The sequence below is a fragment of the Psychrobacter sp. ANT_H3 genome (assembly GCF_027919975.1).
GTDB classification, from domain to species: Bacteria; Pseudomonadota; Gammaproteobacteria; order Pseudomonadales; family Moraxellaceae; genus Psychrobacter; species Psychrobacter maritimus.
Genome location: NZ_JAQISM010000001.1, coordinates 372,622 through 392,444, shown reverse-complemented (window position 1 = coordinate 392,444; position 19,823 = coordinate 372,622). Strand labels below are relative to the sequence as shown.

The 19,823-nt window shown below is 42.4% G+C and carries 17 protein-coding genes; 6 read left to right on the top strand and 11 right to left on the bottom strand.

What is annotated here, in order from left to right:
• Positions 1 to 106: 106 nt before the first annotated feature.
• The 6 genes from PG901_RS01555 to PG901_RS01530 all read right to left on the bottom strand — a co-directional run bounded on the left by PG901_RS01555 (position 107) and on the right by PG901_RS01530 (position 7,463).
• On the bottom strand, positions 107 to 2,332 hold the full coding sequence (locus PG901_RS01555; RefSeq protein ID WP_271133231.1) for a PhoX family protein: 2,226 nt from the start codon (positions 2,330 to 2,332) through the stop codon (positions 107 to 109).
• A 219-nt stretch (positions 2,333 to 2,551) separates the two neighbouring features.
• On the bottom strand, positions 2,552 to 3,439 hold the full coding sequence (locus tag PG901_RS01550; protein ID WP_271133230.1) for a hypothetical protein: 888 nt from the start codon (positions 3,437 to 3,439) through the stop codon (positions 2,552 to 2,554).
• Positions 3,440 to 3,493: 54 nt separating this feature from the next.
• Positions 3,494 to 4,036 carry a DUF3124 domain-containing protein gene (locus PG901_RS01545; RefSeq protein WP_271133229.1) on the bottom strand — a complete coding sequence of 181 codons (543 nt, stop codon included), beginning with the start codon at positions 4,034 to 4,036 and terminating at the stop codon, positions 3,494 to 3,496.
• A 17-nt stretch (positions 4,037 to 4,053) separates the two neighbouring features.
• Positions 4,054 to 4,755, bottom strand: a complete 702-nt coding sequence (locus PG901_RS01540; protein WP_201626046.1) for a potassium channel family protein — start codon at positions 4,753 to 4,755, stop codon at positions 4,054 to 4,056.
• 112 nt (positions 4,756 to 4,867) lie between these two features.
• Complete coding sequence (locus PG901_RS01535; RefSeq protein WP_271133228.1) at positions 4,868 to 6,628, bottom strand: TrkH family potassium uptake protein; 1,761 nt, start codon at positions 6,626 to 6,628, stop codon at positions 4,868 to 4,870.
• Positions 6,629 to 7,016: 388 nt separating this feature from the next.
• The gene (locus PG901_RS01530; RefSeq protein ID WP_201564027.1) at positions 7,017 to 7,463 is read right to left on the bottom strand and encodes a PACE efflux transporter; all 447 of its coding nucleotides are present in this window, start codon (positions 7,461 to 7,463) and stop codon (positions 7,017 to 7,019) included.
• A 100-nt stretch (positions 7,464 to 7,563) separates the two neighbouring features.
• On the opposite strand from PG901_RS01530, the gene PG901_RS01525 reads away from it, so the two are divergent.
• Entirely contained in the window at positions 7,564 to 8,448 is an 885-nt protein-coding gene (locus tag PG901_RS01525) for a LysR family transcriptional regulator (RefSeq protein WP_068035765.1), read from the top strand.
• Positions 8,449 to 8,622: 174 nt separating this feature from the next.
• On the opposite strand, the gene PG901_RS01520 is transcribed toward PG901_RS01525, so the two are convergent.
• The 5 genes from PG901_RS01520 to PG901_RS01500 all read right to left on the bottom strand — a co-directional run bounded on the left by PG901_RS01520 (position 8,623) and on the right by PG901_RS01500 (position 14,299).
• A complete protein-coding gene (locus tag PG901_RS01520; protein ID WP_271133227.1) occupies positions 8,623 to 9,357 on the bottom strand; it encodes an HAD family hydrolase in 735 nt (244 codons plus the stop codon).
• Positions 9,357 to 10,499 carry a TIGR03364 family FAD-dependent oxidoreductase gene (locus tag PG901_RS01515; RefSeq protein WP_271133226.1) on the bottom strand — a complete coding sequence of 381 codons (1,143 nt, stop codon included), beginning with the start codon at positions 10,497 to 10,499 and terminating at the stop codon, positions 9,357 to 9,359. Before PG901_RS01515 ends, PG901_RS01520 begins: the two co-directional genes overlap by 1 nt.
• Positions 10,500 to 10,572: 73 nt before the next feature.
• Positions 10,573 to 11,565 (bottom strand): ABC transporter substrate-binding protein, encoded by a 993-nt coding sequence (locus PG901_RS01510; protein WP_271133225.1) that lies wholly within the window; start codon positions 11,563 to 11,565, stop codon positions 10,573 to 10,575.
• 67 nt (positions 11,566 to 11,632) lie between these two features.
• Positions 11,633 to 13,315 carry an ABC transporter permease subunit gene (locus tag PG901_RS01505; protein ID WP_271133224.1) on the bottom strand — a complete coding sequence of 561 codons (1,683 nt, stop codon included), beginning with the start codon at positions 13,313 to 13,315 and terminating at the stop codon, positions 11,633 to 11,635.
• Between the two features lie 96 nt (positions 13,316 to 13,411).
• Positions 13,412 to 14,299 carry an ABC transporter ATP-binding protein gene (locus PG901_RS01500; RefSeq protein WP_271133223.1) on the bottom strand — a complete coding sequence of 296 codons (888 nt, stop codon included), beginning with the start codon at positions 14,297 to 14,299 and terminating at the stop codon, positions 13,412 to 13,414.
• A 247-nt stretch (positions 14,300 to 14,546) separates the two neighbouring features.
• Between PG901_RS01500 and PG901_RS01495 the strand changes: the two genes are divergently transcribed.
• The 5 genes from PG901_RS01495 to PG901_RS01475 all read left to right on the top strand — a co-directional run bounded on the left by PG901_RS01495 (position 14,547) and on the right by PG901_RS01475 (position 19,803).
• Entirely contained in the window at positions 14,547 to 16,286 is a 1,740-nt protein-coding gene (locus tag PG901_RS01495; protein ID WP_271133222.1) for a phosphoethanolamine transferase, read from the top strand.
• 74 nt (positions 16,287 to 16,360) lie between these two features.
• Complete coding sequence (locus tag PG901_RS01490; protein WP_271133221.1) at positions 16,361 to 17,047, top strand: response regulator transcription factor; 687 nt, start codon at positions 16,361 to 16,363, stop codon at positions 17,045 to 17,047.
• A 123-nt stretch (positions 17,048 to 17,170) separates the two neighbouring features.
• On the top strand, positions 17,171 to 18,484 hold the full coding sequence (locus PG901_RS01485; RefSeq protein ID WP_271133377.1) for a sensor histidine kinase: 1,314 nt from the start codon (positions 17,171 to 17,173) through the stop codon (positions 18,482 to 18,484).
• 198 nt (positions 18,485 to 18,682) lie between these two features.
• Positions 18,683 to 19,090: a diacylglycerol kinase gene (locus PG901_RS01480; RefSeq protein ID WP_201565625.1), complete on the top strand. Its 408-nt coding sequence runs from the start codon at positions 18,683 to 18,685 to the stop codon at positions 19,088 to 19,090.
• Entirely contained in the window at positions 19,087 to 19,803 is a 717-nt protein-coding gene (locus PG901_RS01475) for a PAP2 family lipid A phosphatase (RefSeq protein ID WP_271133220.1), read from the top strand. Before PG901_RS01480 ends, PG901_RS01475 begins: the two co-directional genes overlap by 4 nt.
• The last annotated feature ends 20 nt before the right edge of the window (positions 19,804 to 19,823 follow it).

Genomic DNA, 19,823 nt, shown 5'->3' with positions numbered 1-19,823 from the left:
AATAACCAATATACTTGCATCCTTATTCTCTATAAACAGAGAAAAGAATATCAAGCATATTGGTTTTTTTGTTGAAGATTAAGAGGATTCTTAAGTGCTACTACTGTTAAGTGCTACTGCTTACGGTATCAAATGACTCAGCCAATATCACATCGCCATCTTCACGCGTAATCATGACCGTCGCTGAGCGCGGGGTACTGCCACCTGTAACGGCGCCCCAGCTGTTGCCCGGATGTTGAATATTAATAAAGAGGGTTTTAAAGTCTGGTGTCATGGTGATACCAGTCACTTCGCAGCCCTCAGGACCGACGAAAAAGCGTTTGATATTGTCATTGCTGGCAGGCATGCCGACTCGGGTTTGCTGCCCTGCTGAGGTGGTCATAAGCGAACCATCACTGACTTTGCCCGGTAGTGCCGCAAGCAACATACAACTGCTGGTATCCGTATAAGCGCCATCATCTGTCTGAATCCATAACACCCCGCGTGGATCGAAATACAGTCCATCTGGCGACGATAAATCGTTATTGTCATTTAGCTGTGATAAGTTCTCCGCTGACAAATCACTTGGCGAAGCAAACAGGTAGATATCCCACTCAAAACTTGTTGCCGCATGATCGCCACCTGCTTCTGCCCAGCGAATGATATGACCATTGTCATTACCGCGCGCTTTGCCGCCAACTTGATAGCTGCGTGGATTCGACGCTGAGAGCGGTTGATCATCACTTACGCCGCGATATTTATTATTGGTCAAGGTCACATATACCTCACCCGTTATCGGGCTGACCGATACCCATTCAGGTCGATCCATCTTGGTCGCGCCGACGACATCAGCAGCGGCACGAGCAAAGACTAACACCTCATCTTGTCCATGAAACGGCAAGACAGTATTAGAGGCATCCAGTCCATTTTGACCATGGACAAGTGCTTTCCACGCCCCGCTGCCATCTTCATTAAAAATAGCAACATATAGCGTGCCATCGTCCAAATATTTATTGCCCGCTTTTAAGCCGCCACCGATATCAGCATTTGACCACATTGACTTGGAGACGAACTTATAAATATATTCGCCACGGGCATCATCGCCCATATAAAAGACCACGGGTTTACCTTGCTCAACAGGCGCATAGGCACAGTTTTCATGAGCAAAACGACCCAATGCCGTGCGTTTTTGCGGTATAGAATGTTGGTCAAAAGGGTCAATCTCGGTGATATAACCAAAGGTATTGAATGCATGACGGTGGTCATCGGCAGCGCTGGCACCGACGGCGGTCATATCCCAACGTGAAAACTCGTCAGGGATTGCAGCATCTTTGGCATCAGGCGTATGCCACAGATATTCCCAACCGGGGAAATCCTCTGTCGCCCCGTAGCGCTCACGACCGTAGTGGTATCCAGCGCTCAATTGATTGGCATCTTGTCCACGGGCAAATACCCCTAAAAAGTTCTCTTCTGTGGTCAGATAAGTGCCCCAAGGTGATAATCCAGCACCGCAGTTATTATTAATGCCGCGAGTTTGAAACCCTGTCGGATCAAACTTGGTCTTAACCAAATCAGAACCCGCAACAGGACCTGTTAATTGGGCAGTCGTACTACTGGTAATGCGGCGATTATATTTCGAATTGGGTACCATCTCATAACCCATACCATCAGCGCGGCGGCGCATCTCAACCACAGCGACCCCATGACAGTTGACCTCGCGGCGCACGTCACTTGCGAGGCGACGATTTTTAAAGATGGGCGCAGCGTTACTATCTTGGATGACATGATAACCAAACGGACTCAGCTCACTACTGTTTACATACTCATGATTCATGACTAGCAGACCATTTTCTGACGCTTTGGCATCATAAGCGCCGCCCTTTTTACCAAAGAACCACATGCCGTCATGGTTGTCACCCATACGCCACTCAAACGACTCAGCGGACTGCTCTCGATTGTCTTTCCAATCATCGATACCAGATATCAACGGCATGCCTAGTGGTAATATCATCTCGGCTTTATAACCTGCTGCCACGCTCATCGTGTCAGCTGTTGAATGTGGTACGGCCGTAAACTTCAAAGTCTCAGGACGTTTTAAGTCACCTTGCGCAGGAATAGCGGCACTGTTATCGTCGCTGGGTTTAACAGGTAAATTGCTATCATCATCGTCGCTACAGCCGACCAAAGGTAGTGCGCCAAAAAACGCCGCCGCCGTCAATCCTGTGCCACCTTTTAGAATACTGCGGCGATTCATACGGCGATTAATAATGGTTTGAAAGTCGATATTATCAGTCGGGTTAGAGTCTTCAACAACTTCGTGCGCAAGCGTTTGCTTGTTATTCAATGAGGTCATGTTCAGTCACCTTGTTAGGCTGGATTTAGTAGGCTGAGTTGGCATAAAAAATATCGCGGCGTTATCGTTGTAACGACCAAAATACGATTTATGTTTGAGTCTACTGAAACTCCATGACAACTTGATGACAAATTTTTAGATAATAATCTTTAAAAAACCATGCTGTTTTTGATATGTTAATCTAAGCATATAAAGCGCTACGTTATTTATATTTACGTCTTAAGAGCAACCTTCGACCAAATAGATAGCATCTGGTAACCCAATATCAATACTTTCGACCTCTCCCTTTAATAAACTTTGCTTGTTTGCCGTCCACTCTGTTGAGTTAATTCTATAATCATTAAGCTTTTGACCGCCCTTGATATGATATTCAATCTGTATGGGCAACTTGTCTTCTTCATTATTCAGCTTGATGTTTTCGGCTTTTAACAACTCTCCGAGTTGTGGCTCTTTTAGCACCTCGAAGTTAACGTTAGCAATCAGGCTATAGCAGTCACCATCAACCGCATACTTATCGACTTCATAAGTCAGCTCGTTATTATGCGCTTTCATCACCTCTGTCACTGCATCGCCAACATGGATGTCTGTATAAAAGGGTATGTTTGGATCCTGAATAGCAATAAGAGCAACTTTGTTATCGATGATTTGATAGAGCACAGAGGCACGTTTACCGTACTCTTTATCCACATAGTTCAGTGCTGGATTACTGACGTAATAGCATTGCTCGTTGTCAGTTTTTTCTTTGGTCAGTCCTAGCTCATTTAGTAATTCAGGGGTAATAATCTGCCCAAAGCTAAGCTCTTGGTAGCCTGATGGATTGACGGTTTTATCATTGGATAACTTTTCTGCTTCGTTATTCTGTGCTTTATCCGCATTAGCAGGACTTATAGGCGCAGGATTTATAGAACTAGAATTGATAGACGCATTATCTTTCTCAGCCGTATTTTTATCTATATTATCCGTTTGCGCCGTGGCATTATCATTATCATTTGAATTTGCAGGCTGCAAGTCACATCCTGCCAGCAGTTGCGCCGTACCGAGCAATACAGTAGTAAATAGTACTGTTTTAATAGTTGCTAAAGATGAGCCTTGGATAAAATCTAACATGGCAACTCTCCTAAATTTGGATTATCCATATTAATAAAGCATAAACAGTCACCTCTACAAAACCGGCGTACCCTGCGTGCTAAAAGCAAAGCCTTTATTGCTAAAATTACCAATCATTACCGCCTCAATGACGGGCTTGACGGTTTCATCTATGCCTTCGACTTCAATGATAAACTTTGCCCCAGAGCCCCCTTTATCCTCTTCTTTTTCGACGATATAATTTAACGTCGCCATGGCTGGCAGCTCAATAGGCTCTTTTAAATACGACTTTACAAGGTCGCCATCGGTACTGTAATAATCTATCTTATTAATATAGAGTGATTTTTTTAAGGTGGTATTGCGCACGCTCAAAGTTGCTGATAGTAAAACCTTACGATTATCCCTATCGGTATAAATATCTGAGTAAATTGGCACATAAAAGGTTTGTTTATAGCCAAACTGGCTGTGATCGACTTTTTTAGACCGCTTCTCAAGCTCTTGAATGGGGTCTTGATGCTTCTCTGAAAACATGACATTTGGGTTTTGTTTCGACTCATCACAGCCGCTGAACAGCATGAGACTGGCAAGACATAGCACGGATATGCAGCACTTATTCATAACGTTATCCCTAGCGATTAGTGTACTTTAACCCCTACACTACGTAAAAAAGTATTGATATGTTTGTTAGCGCCATATACCACTAGCACATCATTTTCTTGTAGCACTTGCTCTGGTGTCGCTAGTCCCTGAATACTGGGTTTGCTTCGCTGACGGCCAAAGCTGTCTTCATAATGCTCATAGCGCATGGTACTCAATAGCTTGATATTAAACTTATTTTCTAGCTGTAATGTCGCTATTTGTTTGCCAATCAAAGGAGCAGGAATAGCAATCTCGACAATACTAAAGTTGTCAGTCAGTTCAAAAGAATCAACGAAATAACGCAATGACAGCCGTTTTGCCCAGCGCATCGCTGATTCTTTTTCAGGATGAAAAATATCGTCAACCCCAATCGCTTGCAGTACTTTTTCATGTAAGGGGTTGATACTACGACTGATTAAGCGCTTGGCTTTTAAAGTTTTAAACAACGCCGTTGCCATAATATTGGCCCCTTCGTTTTCCCCAATCGCCACCACCACTATATCGGTATCCATAATAGGCAAGCCATTGACCGTATATTCGTCGGTGGCATCCATGCAGATAGTATGAGTGATGGCTTCTTTATAAGCTTCAACCTTTTGCATGCTGCTATCAATGGCGATGACTTCATGACCTTGGCTCGTCAACGCCATGCCTAACGAAGAACCAAAACTGCCCAAACCTGCAATGATGTATTTCATAATATTCCTTGTCACTCATGCCACCGTAAAAGCAGCAATTGCGACATGTTTAGTTAATGCCTAATGAGTTATAAACTATTTTTTTAATTAACATTTTTTAATTAACATTAAGTTAATTGATAGTAATCTCTTCAGTCGGATAACGATAGTTACGCTGATATCTGTTTTTAAGTAAGGCAATAAATATCGTCAACATCCCCACCCGCCCAACAAACATAATCACCGAAACGACAAGTTTGTTAAAGGTCGATAGCTCGGTGGTTAAATTTAAGCTCAAACCAACCGTGCTATAGGCAGAAAAGCATTCGAAAATGACTTTAATCAAATCAAGCTCGGGCTGATCGTAGCTGATAAGGGTGACCCCCATGCCAATCACAAATAAAGACAGCCACATAATGGAAAACGCCCGGCGGATAGAGATGTCAGCAATCTCGCGCTGAAACACTTCAACCTTGGTCTGACCACGGGCTAAGCTCAAGGTGTTTAACACTGCAATGGCAAAGGTGCTGGTCTTTATACCGCCGCCGGTAGAATTTGGTGAAGCACCAATCCACATCAAAAAAATCGTCAGCATAATGGTCGGAAACGCAAGCGCATCCATATCGGCAATATTAAAACCTGCGGTACGCGGAGTGGCCGCCGTAAATAGCCCTGTGATTAGCTTAGCGTAAAAACTCTGATGCTCAGCAAGGATGCCGTTATATTCAAATAGCATGACCCCAACCAGACCAATTAACAATAACGCACCGGAGGTAATTAACGTAATACGGCTATTGATACTCAGTAGCCACGGCTGATAGCCGTAACGTGGATCATTTTGGAAAATTGCCCTTTGGGCACGGTGACGCAGAAAGCGCAATAGATTGACGACAATGATAAAACCCATGCCGCCAAATAAGAAAGTGGTACTAATAATAAGCTGTAAAGGATAGTTAAAGCGCAGTGACTCATCGTATAAGCCGGCGCTAAAGGTCGAGAACCCTGCATTACAAAAAGCAGAGATGGCATGGAATATCGCGAAAAACAGCCTTTCTGCAAAGCTCATCCCGGGTAAATCATAGATACTAATATAAATCAAAATCGCAGCCAGTGCCTCAACCCCAAAAGTCACATATAAAATGGACTTAAGGGTGGTGACCATATCGCCCATCCTTCGTGAAACGTTCATTTCACTGATACTAAGCTGCGTCTCATAACTGACGCCGCCCTTAAAAAAGTAACTAAAGTAGGTCACAAAGGTCAGAATACCCAAACCACCAATTTGAATCAGCCCGATGATAATCAGTTGCCCAAACGTCGTAAAACGGGTCGCCGTATCCACCACAATCAGCCCTGTCACACAGACCGCACTGGTGGCCGTAAATAGCGCGTCGACAAAGGATATCGGCTCAGTGGTGGCATTGGGCATCATCAGCAGCAATGCTCCGACCAATACCACGGACAAAAAACTTAAGATAAAAAACTGACCTGGGTTTAAAAAAGCCCGATTAAGGCTGAAATTATTGTCCGATATCTCACGGATAAAGGTGACAAAAACAGCAATCTTAATCGCAATAAAACCATCTACCGGCATCGATAATCCGGAGCGCGCCAGCTCAAAGAAATGCACCGCCAATAGTACAACAATAGCGACACTGGTTAGTAAATCGAAAACCGCGACTTTATTGACCGACAAGCGCGACTTTGAGCGCATATAGCGCCCTACCGTGGCCACAAAACCCAATAAAATAATCGTTAAATAAAAAATATGAAAAATATGCTGTAGCCATGTCGTGAGCGTAAAACCACTATCGACTAAGGCAATTCCAACGCCAATGGCGCCAATAACAATCGTGAACTTATTCAACAGCCGATACGGTAGGGCTGGATGCATAGCCTAATTCCATGAAAGGAGTAACGATAATACTTATACGCCTTTTTTTCGCCATCCACTAAGACTGTTTTTAAAGAATCGTAACCAGTTATGACATCTTTTATGCTTGTCTTTTGTTCAATATCTAACCTCGCAGCCTTTATTGTGAATACAATTATTCTGCACCGATAGGCAATCTATATTTTTTGAATAAAATGATTAGTATTTCAAAATCGATACTAAGCACAGGCGTCATATAGATTTGCTTAGCCTTAAAACAAAAAAGCTTTCAAGCTATATATCTTATAGCTTGAAAGCTTTTTTAGCACTTATTTACAGCACGTGTTTACAGCGACTCTTTATAACAGTTATTAACATCAGACATAACGTAAATTATTGTTAGCTCGACTTATATAGAAACCGCGCTATTTTTTACATATTTAAAATACTGTATCGGGAAAATCTTGTCATAAGCCCAGTTATAAGAGAAGGTATAAGCCAGATAAAATCCAACCAATGACGCATCCATAATAAAGGCTTGCCATAAACTAATGCCAAGATACCATGAGACCATGGGCAGATATAGAAGCAGCAGACCACCCTCAAATAGCAGTACATGAAGCACTCGAATCGCTGGGGTCTTAAATGTGCTGCGTTTAAACTTTACCATGCCTTTATCAAAGACAATATTGAAACCGTAGTTCCATATAGTCGCTATGATAGAACCTACAATGGCAATAACACCGATATCTTTTATGTCAAAATCAAAAAAGAAGCTCATAATGGGAATGGATAGTATTAATGCAATTATTTCAAATCCAACAGCGTGACGTATACGATCTCTATGAGTTCGCATGATTAATCCTTATAGAATATACATTCATAGTACTTAGTTGACTCTATTGTATCTGTTAAACTAATAGATCAAAGTTACTGTCTATAGGAAAAACCGATACATGAACTTTTCTTTAGAGCAACTACAAGCATTTGTGGCAACGGTAGAGACTGGCTCGTTTTCGGCAGCAGGACGGCGGCTTGGCAAAGCACAATCATCGGTTAGTGCGGCGGTGGCAAATTTAGAAATCGACTTGGACAACGTGTTATTTACTCGAAATAGTCGCTATCCTGAATTGACGGAGGAAGGTAAACGGCTGCTAGCTGAAGCGTATTTAATACTGGAGCGCTGCGAGCATTTCTTCGGGGTGGCCAAAAGCTTAAGTGAAGGTGTCGAAAGCCGTTTGGTGCTGGCAGTTGATGATCTCTATCCATCAGAGTGGCTGGCGCGATTGCTCGATGAGTTTGATAACTTGTTTCCTACTGTGGAGTTAGAATTGCTGCTGCCCATCATGGAAGATGTTAGTCGTTTAATTTTAGAAAAGCGCGCGGATCTAGGCATTATGTGGAGCCAAGAGGATTTGCCATCGGCTATTAGTTTTCATACCTTAGGCTGGATTCCGCTTAAGATGGTTTGTGCGCCTGAGCATGAAATAGCAAACCGAGTGGTCAGCTGGGAGGACTTAAAAAGATACCGTCAGCTCATTGTTGCAACGCGCAACGAGAGTAAAGAAAAATCACGCCTACGGGTTGCCGCCGATGTATGGTGGGTTGAGAGTCAGTGGGTGATTATTGAGCTGGTGCAACGTAACCTTGGTTGGGCGTTGGTGCCTGAGCATATTATCGTTGATGCGTTAAAGGATGGCTCTTTGGTATCACCAAAACTGGATTTTGATAAGCACAGTTGGCCCGTTGCGGTTGAGCTGATTTGGCATAAAGAAAAACCGTTAGGTAAGGCTGGCACGTGGTTAAAACAGGCGGTTATTACCTTAGACCAACAGGCATAATAGCCTTTCTTTATAGCTATCAATCAAGGGCTGATACCCTATCAATTATTCATTCGTCAAAACCATAAAAAGCCCTCTTCGCTATTTTTACATAACGTAGAAGGCTTTTTTAGTTTTCTAGGTGACTCTGCCAGTATTAGGCTTTAAGAATAAGATTACTCTATAGATTGATTTTTAAATCAACTGTGCCAAATCAGTTAATTTATCCAATACTATATCTGGCAAGGACTTTTCAAGCTGTGCTTTGGTTTGCGCGCCAGTCAACACGCCTATACATAAGCCACAATTGGCATTTTTCCCTTCTTCAATATCGATGCCACTATCCCCTGCTTTTAACACTTGTTTTGCATTTTCAATACCAAACTTATCCATCGCGAGCGTAATCATGTCTGGCGCAGGGCGACCATTCACCACATCATCAGCTGTAATTAGTGCATCAATCTCACGACCTACTGACCACCCTAAAATGTCTAATATCTTATTGGCAGTCTTTGCGTCATAGCCCGTATTTAACACCACTGTTCTACCACTGGCTTTTAGCTTATTAAACAGCTCCAGCATGCCATCAAAGGTAGCCAAAGTATCTGCTGTATAAGCCTCTCCCAAACTGGTTTTAAAAATCGTAAAGGCTGTATCGGTAAGTGACTTAATATCATCCTCAGCGATGTCCAATTCATTCAGTATATCGCTGATCGCTTGGCGTTTTTCCTTGCCAGCGCCAAACTCTAAGCAGATATCCAAATCAACTTCTTTATCCACTTTATCGTCATCGCTAAGCGCTTGATTGATCGCATCACGTACCATTTTATAGACGAGATTGTCTTCATTGACAGTCGTGCCTGCCATATCGAAAATACATAGTTTGATATGATCGAATGGTTCTTTAATACTATTAATATCTGTACTCATTATTTTGACTCCAATACGAAATGAATTAACTCTTCACCAAATGCAAAGCCTGTCGATGCGCCAGTGCCGCTAGTGACAGAACCGACAACCACGCCTTTTTCTGGTGAGGCTTTAAAAACCACGTTATCACCGCTGGGATAAACCCCTAACCAATGCTGCACGATATCAATCTCGCCAATATCCATCACTTGATGGAACTCGTTAATGATTAAATCATCAAATCGCACATCTCTAAATGGCAGCTCTCTATCGCTATAATCATGGCTATCACCAATGATGAGAGAGCCATCGGCGGATTGCACCACAATCAGATGAACGCCTGCTTTGCGCTCAGCTGACTGAATACTATCCAGCAATGAGATTAACCTTTGGGCTTCAGGTAATTGGGCAAATCCATCATAACGAGCAAAGCTTAAATCCGACATCACCGCAGCATTTAGCTTAAATGCTTTTTTTGGCATGACACGCATCATATTGAGCGTGCAAAGTTTGGCCTTAGCCTGCGCTAAAGTCTCTGGATATAAGCTATGCAAATCTGTACCGGGACAGACCACACAATGCTGTGTATGCAGCGTACCACGACTGGTATGAACGATAGGTAGCTCGATGGAATGCACAGTGGTTTTATTATAAAAATCTACGCCATGCGCTCGACTTAGCCAATTCGCCAGTTTGCCAATGGCGGTTTTTGATTCGACTCTAAGCTCATGAGGACTATATAACACCCCCAAACCGTTTTTAAGATAAGGTGCGTTTTCTGTTATCTCAGCTTGCGTCAGCAATCGACAAGACGCGCCCATCTCTGTTTGTAAAAATGCTTCAGCGACATCCATCGCTTCCGGGCGCTGAATAAGCATATGCAAGCCACTATGCTCGACCTCGATGCCTGCTTTGGGTGCAATGTCTGCCCAGACATTACGCGTATGCATGGCTCGCTGCCAATGCTCGCCACTTTGCTGCCCACTCACGGTGACAAAACCGAAGTTACGTACTGAGGCATCTTTATTTTGTGATTCACGCTCGACCAATGCCACACTCAGCCCTTTTTTAACCGCAGCATAAGCGCTGGCAAGGCCGACAATACCACCACCAACTATCACCACATCGTATTTTTTTTCAGACAATTTGCTTGTTAACTGCACTTTGATGTTCCTTATTCTTAGAATGTAAAATTAGAACTTATATCTCAAATTTAGCCAGCCCTGGTTGCAACGCTTATAGCTTTTGACCGTGGAAAAATGCCCTGTGCTTATCTAATAACTCAGCGGTAAGCGGCTCAGCATAGGTTTTTACATTTTTGATTTGGTTCTCAGATGCAACAGTTTCACCGTCATAGATGATATTTGGATATATTTCTAACAGTTGCGGTCGCGCATTTTTGACGATGATTTCGGCCATTTTCATCGCATTCTGATTGGTTTTATCGCCTTTATCGATGACAGCCACCGACTCACTCAGCGTATAGTTACCTTCGCTAGGATCGATGTAATCAATAGGCAGTCCTTCTGCTTTATTAACGACTGCTTGATGACGCATGCCAAAGCCAATAGGCACTTCACCTGCCATTACTTTCTTCAATGGACCTGAACCTGATAATTCTAGATTTGGTCCGGCGTTTTCACGAATATTATTCATGATGGTTTGCCCCTCGGCATCCATGCCATAGGCAGCAGTGATGTCTTGAACAAATAACCAACCGGTCGATGAGCCATTGGGATCAACCATGGCAAGTTTATTTTTATAGATGGGTTTTGCCAAATCTTTGGCACTGGTTGGTCTAGGCAGGTTTTGCGCGGCCATCTCTTTGGTATTTAAAATAATCGCCCCAGTAAAACTTAAGATGGGTGCATAGTAACTAGGAACCGCTACTTGGGGATTGACCTCAAAGCTGACATCCTTAAACATCGAATGTTTTGCCTGCGCGCTCTCTAGATAAAACGAGCTCATGGTGACCAAATCTGCTTCTATATTCTTACCTTCGGCCAATAAACGCCCGCCAAGCTCACCGGTACCAAAGGATTGAAATATGTATTGCCCTTCATACCCAGCTTTATCTAATACCGCTTGGATGACTTCTACCGCTTCTTCGTCGGCATTGCTATAGATGATGACCTCCTCTGCGCTATTTCCCTCTGAAGAAGCTGAACTACAGCCGGTCAAAATAATTCCGCACGTGAGACCTATCATTAACGTTTTAAATGAAAACATTTTTTATCCTATAGATTTTATTGAGTTTTAATGATTAAAGTTTGATTTGTATAGTCGATAACTATGCTTAAGTCGTCGTTGGCGCAACAATCGTCCTGTCTTGTTCTTTCGGTGTACCGTAGAGTCGTCGGCTATGTATATGACGAATGATGGCAAACAGTATCAAGGCGCAGATATTGGTCAGCAATATCATGAGCGATAAGATAAAAATCTCATCAAAGCGCGCAAAGTGCTGTAACTCTACGATTTTGGTGGTGAGCACCATGGTTTTGGCACCAGAGATAAAGATAACCGCGCTAATCGTTACCATGGCACTGATAAAGTAGAACGAAGCGACTTCAATTAAGGTAAAAAATGAATTGGGAATCACAATGCGCCGCAGGGTCGTAAACCATGAATCGCCTAATAAACTCGCCGTCGTCTCCCAGCCTAAGTTCATTTTAGCCAGTGCGTTTTTACTCATCAGATAAGGGGTGGCGAAGTAGTGAATGATGTTGCTTATCACGATAATAAAAATAGTATTGGCAATTGCTGAGCCTGAAAACATCATAAGATAAGCAATTCCCACGACCATCCCTGGTACCGTATTGGTGACTAAAGCTGAGCTCTGGATACTGAATTTACCGATTTTGAATAAACTAGAGCGCTCGCACAACAGCGCTGAAAAGTAAGTGATTAAGGTGCCAAAGACAGCCGTCAATACCGCTACGATGAGTGAGTTTTTATAGACCCGCATGAGATTGGCAGATTCTAAAACCTTGCTGACGGTTTCCGTGCTGAATTGCATTTGATAAGGCCATGTCTTTATCCACGGAATGATAAATATCACCGCAAAGACCATCAGTAAGCAAAACAAGATAACGCTCGATAATACGGCTAATACTCGGTCTTTGGTTTTAGAAGAAGGCAGATCGATATTTTCAACCGAATCGTAGCGGATATTAAAGCGCGCGACATACCAGAGTATGGCAATACTCAATACCGATGGAATGAGCATAAACAGTGCGACCACCGCCCCTTTTTCAAACGAAGGAGACGCGCCTAATATTTGTGTATAAAGCTCAATAGCGATGACTTTATATTGCCCACCAATGGACGCTGGGATACCAAAATCTGTGAAGGCTAAAAAGAAACACTGAATCATTGCCGCCGCAAAAGTACCAATCAACGGGCGAATGACCGTCATATCGAACTGGCGCAGAGACGAATCGCCCATTAACTCCGAGACGATCACGAACTTTTTATCTAAATATTGAAAGGTATTATTGAGTAATAAAAAGGCGATGGGTAAGGTGTAAATGGTATAGCCAAGCCACATTCCTTGAAAGCCGTATATATTTTCAAACAGCTGAAAGCCGAGTATTTGGGTCAATAACCCTTGCTTACCAAAGGTATAAATAATAGCAAAGCCATAGGTCACCGTTGGCAATAACATGGGCAATAGCGCTGCAACTTTAATGACCTTTTTAAAGCCCTTCGGTAAATTAGTCCAATGCACGGTATAAGCTAAGATGAAAGCCAGCATGGTGGCACTCAGAGCACTTACCGTCGCCACAAGAAAACTATTAAACATCACCTGTTTAAAGCTATCACTACTTGCGATACTTTTATAGTTATCTAAGCCAATGCCATCGCCGACATTTAATGATAACGCCAGCATTTTACCTAAGGGTACAAACAAAAAGGCGATGAATAAAATCGTCACAAATAGCCAAATGGCTTTTGCTTGGGGTGGGTTACTAAGCTTCATAAACGTCCAAAACAATCAAATGGTCAGGTTTTTACTGAATGACAGCTATAGTCAGCCTCTCAGTTGCCGATTCAGTCACTGTAAGCTTCTACAAGATTAGCCTTTCACCGTATCTTTTGACTTTTGCTTATCATGGACAGTGATAACTTTAGAATCAGTATGACGGCGGCTAATATCAGCCTCATACTGTCCATAGTTTTGGGTTTGAGTGTATTTACTTAGCGGATCAGCTTCAGATATACCGTTGGCAAATAAGCTTAAGATATTGCGACGTTTAATATTGAGCTGATTTAGAATGAAGTTGGTGACGAAATCATTGGCAGGGTTGTGTATGATTTCAGCGGGTTCAGCGAATTGCGCCACTTTGCCATCTGATAGCAGTAGGATGCGATCAGATAACGTCATGGCCTCTTCTGGGTCATGAGTGACAATTAAAGTAGTCAGCTGATAGCGCACGGCAATCTCACGAATACGCTCTTTGACGGTTTCCTTAATCACCCCATCTAATGCAGACAAAGGCTCATCCAACAGTAGTATTTTGGGTTTCATGACCAGCGTACGTGCCAGCGCAACACGTTGCTTTTGACCGCCTGATAGCTGATGAATACGCTTATTTAGATGCGCCTTAATATCAAGTAAATCGATCAATTCATCGACTTCTTGTTGTGTACTGACACTAGGATTGTTACGCAAACCGTATTCGATGTTTTGTTTGACATTAAGATTGGGGAATAACGCATAATCTTGAAAGACGATATTAAAGCCTCTTTGTCTCATAGAGACGCGGGTAATGTCTTCGCCGTTATAGGCAATACGGCCGCCGCTAATGTCAGTTAAGCCCAAAATCATATGCAGTAAAGTAGTCTTGCCACAGCCGGATGGCCCTAAGATTGAAACTATCTCACCCGTGTTAATTTTGAGTGAAAGATCCTCGAATATCACCTTATCATCATATCTCTTTGTAACGTGTCTTAGCTCTAACATATCCACTCACCTAATCGCTTATGATTAAAATTTAATTGTTTATCTTGGATAGGTCAGCAGTGTATCTAGCAGATATGACACTTCGATGAAAAAAATGATAAAAAATCGCGTAAAAGGTTTTTGCATTTTTTGTTTTCTTAGTATCAACAACCCATTATTTGACCCCGTCACCTTAACGTCTTCTTAACAAGCTAGTTGTTAATGTAAGGAATATATATTCCCTATAACTCTGTTGAGAAGTCTGTGTATGTTGACACTTCAAGCACTTAGCACCAATGCCACTAAAGCTGATACCAAAAAAAGCGTCATTAGCAGATACTTAAATCGTGAGATTCATCTTAATTATCTGATTATTATCGTTGCGCTATATTTGGTGGCTACTGCCAATATGAGCTTTTTTCAGCAAGTGTTAAGCATTTATCCTTTTAGCAGTAATATTGGCTTTATGATTTCTATCACAGGCTTACTGTTTGGATTGATATGGCTAGTGCTGCAACTATTGTGTTATCGGCCAATCGCAAAGTTAGTGCTGATTGCGATGGTATTAATAGCTGCAATATGTGGTTATTTTACCGATGGCTATGGAACGATATTTGATCATAGTATGCTGGTCAATAGCATGCAGACCGACCAAGCAGAAGCGATGGGCTTGATGGCACCGAGTTTTTTTGTACGCGTTCTTTTATTAGGAGTATTGCCAGCTATTATCATTGCTAACATTCGTATCAAGCGTACGCCTTTACGCCGCGCATTATGGCAACGAGCGCTTACTTTGATACTCTCTATCCTATTAATAGCCATCTGCCTACTACCCTTTGGCGACCAATACGCCACCTTTTTTCGCCAACATAAAGTGGTGCGTAGTTATACCAATCCTATTACCCCTATTTATTCTGTGGTCAAACTTGGCACTGATTACGTCGATGAATTGCGACGTCCTGACACCTTAATCCTGCATGCAACAGATGCCAAACGCACCATGCCCGTCGCTAGCAATAGTACAGCTACGGCAAAACCTAAATTGATGGTCTTTGTCGTTGGTGAAACGGTTCGCGCTGACCATATTGGCTTAAACGGTTATCAGCGCGAGACTATGCCGCTATTGGCTAGCCAGCCAGATATTTATAGCTTTAAGCATGCAACCTCTTGCGGCACCTCTACCGCTTATTCGGTTCCTTGCATGTTCAGCTATGCTAATAGAAAAGATTACGATGCCAGTAGTGCAGACTATAATGAAAACGTGCTTGACACCTTGCATAAACAAGGCGTCAACGTTATTTGGCGCGACAACAACTCTAGCTCTAAAGGCGTCGCCGATAGGGTGACTTTTGAGGACTATAAAACGCCTAAACTTAACCCTGATTGTGATGGCGAATGCCGTGATATTGGCATGCTTAATGGCTTTGATAAACTGGTAAAATCAGAGGCATCACCAGTAAAGCCCGATACAGTAAATTCGAATACAGTGCCAAAAGATACACTTATCGTATTGCATCAAATGGGTAATCACGGTCCTGAGTATTACAAACGCTATCCTAAAACCTTTGAAGTTTTTAAACCCGTTTGTATGACCAATGAGCTGTCTAAATGTGATGGTCAGTCGATTATCAATGGCTATGATAATGCGATTCGTTATACTGATTACTTCTTGAATAACGTTATCAATACGCTAAAAGCTTATGAGCAGGATTATGATGTGGTGATGGTATACATCAGCGATCATGGAGAAAGTTTGGGTGAAAACAATATCTACTTGCATGGCTTGCCGTACAGTATGGCGCCAAATGCTCAAAAGCAAGTGCCGGTGATTGTCTGGTCACCTGCGAGTAATGGCATCGATAGCACTAGCAGCAATAAAAGCAGTCTTGCTAACATGATTAAGCAGCCCGTATCCCATGATTTTATTACCCCCACCTTACTTGGCTTTTTTGGTATCACGACCGATGAGGTAGCTGCCGCACCGACTTTTTTTAAGGCTACCAATTAGACCTTTTTAGGATTTTTTAAGACTTTTAAACCTATTTTCTTAGCGCCCTGTTGGCATTTATGCACGAGACATGTATGTACAAGATACTCGTTATTGAAGACAATCCTGATATTGTCGCCAATATTTACGCTTTTTTTGAGCCCAAGGGCTTTGAGCTGGACAATGCTCATAACGGCATTAGTGGTTTGACGCTCGCCTCGAATAACCGTTATGACGTTATCTTATTGGACGTCATGCTACCGGGTATGGATGGTACCAAACTGTGTAAAAAGCTCAGAGAGGAGCTGCATGATAAAACCCCCGTATTGATGCTGACCGCTCGCGATACTATTTCGGATAAAGTGGCAGGCTTCGATAGTGGCGCGGATGACTATCTGGTCAAACCCTTCTCATTGGTTGAATTGGAATCACGCATAAAAGCCCTGATACGCCGCCATCAAGACAGTCACTTTGAGCACAGTATCACAGTCGGCAAACTGTCTTTAAATACGGAAGTACACACGATTGTTCGTGAGGGCAAACCTATAAAACTGACGCCAACTGGATTTAAGATATTACAAATACTGATGAGCGCGGCGCCGCGAGTGGTCAGCAAAAACGAGTTAGAAGAAAAAGTATGGGGTGAGGATATTCCAAGTAGCGATGCGCTGCGAACCCATGTGCATAGCGTACGCGCACAAGTCGACAAACCGTTTGATAAAACGATGATAGTGACTGTGCCTGGGATTGGTTATCAAATTATTGATCCGGACAAAGAATAAAAGACGATCGTAAGATTGATAATATTAAGCGACTCAACGCTATTCTGATTGCTCTTGCTACTCTTTCATCTCGTTCTACCTACTGCTTGTCATTAAGAAGTAAATACCATGTTAGTAAAGACAATGTTTAGCATCGACTCCATCGCCAATAAATTTCGCATCTCCTACTTTCTGTTTGCCTTGTTGCTTTGCGCCACTTTCGTCAGTATTTTTATGTATGCTGAAATGAAGCTTGAGCAAGAGTTGGTCAAAGCGCGCTTGATTCAACAATTGGCACTCAGTGAGGAGAAGGAAGGTGAGCAGCCGGTTTATATTGCCAATCCCGGTATCAAAATCTATGACTATGATAGTGCACCTGCTAATCTAAAAGCCTTGGCAACTGATACGGTGCAAGAAACGCTGGTCACTGTAGATACCGAAGCAGGCAGTATCAACACCAACTTGCATTTTTTTCTCTATCATAAAAACAATCACAGCTATCTTTTAACCTATTTAGAAGACAGTGAGTTGGTGATGGAAAGCTATCCTGTTTTGGCCATATTTGAGCAATTAGAAGACATATTTGCCAACGCCTTAAAAGTTGCTGTTATTTTAAGCCTGCTCATTGCTGCGATATTCTCTCAGCTGTCCTCAAGGCAAATTACCAAGCCTTTATTAGACTTAAAACAAGCCGTAGAAACCGATCATCAAAACTTAACCCAACTGACTCATCTGCCATCAGAGGTTGGCGTTTTGGCTCGCGCCATTGATGAGAAGAACCAAAAACTTGAGCAGTACTTAAAGCGTGAGCAATTATTTACCGGTGATGTCAGCCACGAATTGCGCACGCCCTTGACCATTATTATGGGCGCATCAGAAGTACTGGCATCACAATTGGCCGACGACAGTCACTTGAGCGAATTTACCAATCGCATTAGCAATACCGCCAAAGAGACCTCTGAGATTATCACCGCTTTGCTATTACTCTCTCGTGCACCTGAAAAACTGGACACACCGCAGACGTCTATCAATAACATTGCTGTTAATGAAGCTGAGCGTTTAAAGTATTTATTACGCTACAAGTCAGTCACGTGCACCGTCGTAGCTGAACAAGAATATTTCACCTACGTACGACCTGAACTGCTAAAAATGGCACTAGGAAACTTGATAAAAAATGCCTTTCAATACACCGATGATGGTGAAGTAAGGATTACGATTGATGCTGAAAAAATCACCGTCACCGATACAGGTCTTGGTATTCCTGAAGCCATGATGCCATTGCTATATGAGAGATTTGAGCGTTTAGAGTTACCGCATAATGATAAGCAGTCGGATAAGATTGAAGGTACAGGTTTAGGGCTAAGTATTGTGCAACGCATCATGACGCATATGGGCTGGAAGCTGACCCACCAAGCCAATACTACAGGCGGCAGCACCTTTAGTATTTATTATCAATAGTTGTCTATAAAGCTTAACGCTTTCTTAATACGCCCTATTTTATACTCAGTGCTCACTGGTTCCATTTACTCTTTTTAAATGGTTCGAAATCTACCATATGCACTGATTTTAACAGACTATTAAGAATCCAATATGAACCAAGTCAACCCCATTCATATCAATAACAATCAAACAAACCCCCATTCTAAAAACTCAGAAATGCCTCATACTTTCATTGTAGCTGATAACTTTGCCAGTCATGCAAAAGGTAAAAAGGGGCTTTCTCGTATCGTTAACGCCGCAGGGTATTCCTTAGATGGATTTAAAGCGGCTTATAAATTTGAAGCAGCGTTTAGACAAGTGCTATGGCTCAATCTAATCTTATTCACTGTCATTATATTTATGCCTTTTGGCACCAGTATCAAAATGATGCTAGTCATCGCCTCGTTTTTATCTTTGATTGTCGAGCTTATTAATACCGGTATTGAAGCCAGTGTCGACCATACGTCAACGGCAAAGCATCCCTTAGCTAAAATAGCCAAAGATGTCGGTTCGGCGGCACAATTTTTGGCGTTACTGCTGTTATTTGTCTTATGGTCAATGGCGTTAATGAGTGTGGTACTTTGAAAGCCTATTCAGCTAATTGGGTCTGGTTAAAGCTACTGTGTTTAACCATTATTGCAGCGCTAACATTTGAGCATAGCGCGTTAGATGTGTGTATTAGCGAGCTCTTCTATGTAAATGGGCATTGGCTTTTAGAAAAAGGCGCTCAGCCTTATGCCTTTATTTTTTATGATGGACCCAAAGCTTTGTTGATTGTATTGGCGATTTATTTACTGATTGTGTTAATCATTAGATATAAACAACCTGTCGATGCAAACCTGTCACTAAACACCGTAAAACCTAATAGATTGATGATTCCCCTATCAGCTCGGGAAATCTGTTATCTACTGACTATTATTATCTTAGTACCCACCAGCATTGCCTTATTAAAAGGTGTCACCCATGTTAGCTGCCCCAATCATTTGACGCTGTTTGGTGGTGAGCTGCCCTATCTTAACCTTTGGCAAAATATGGTTGCGAACACGCCAGCCAAGTGCTTCCCAGCCGCGCATGCAAGTGCAGGGTTTTCTTTATATGGATTAGCATTTTTACCTACTCTGCATAAGTATCGCTATAAAATATTTGCAGCGGTCACTGTTTTAGGCTGGACAATGGGGCTGTACAAGATGCTCTTTGGTGACCATTTTTTCAGTCATACCTTAGTGTCGATGCTATTGTCATTGACGATAGCTTGTGCGCTTGCCAGCATATTTTTTAAAAGGTCTACTACTCATTAATTCCCAGACTAAGATAATTT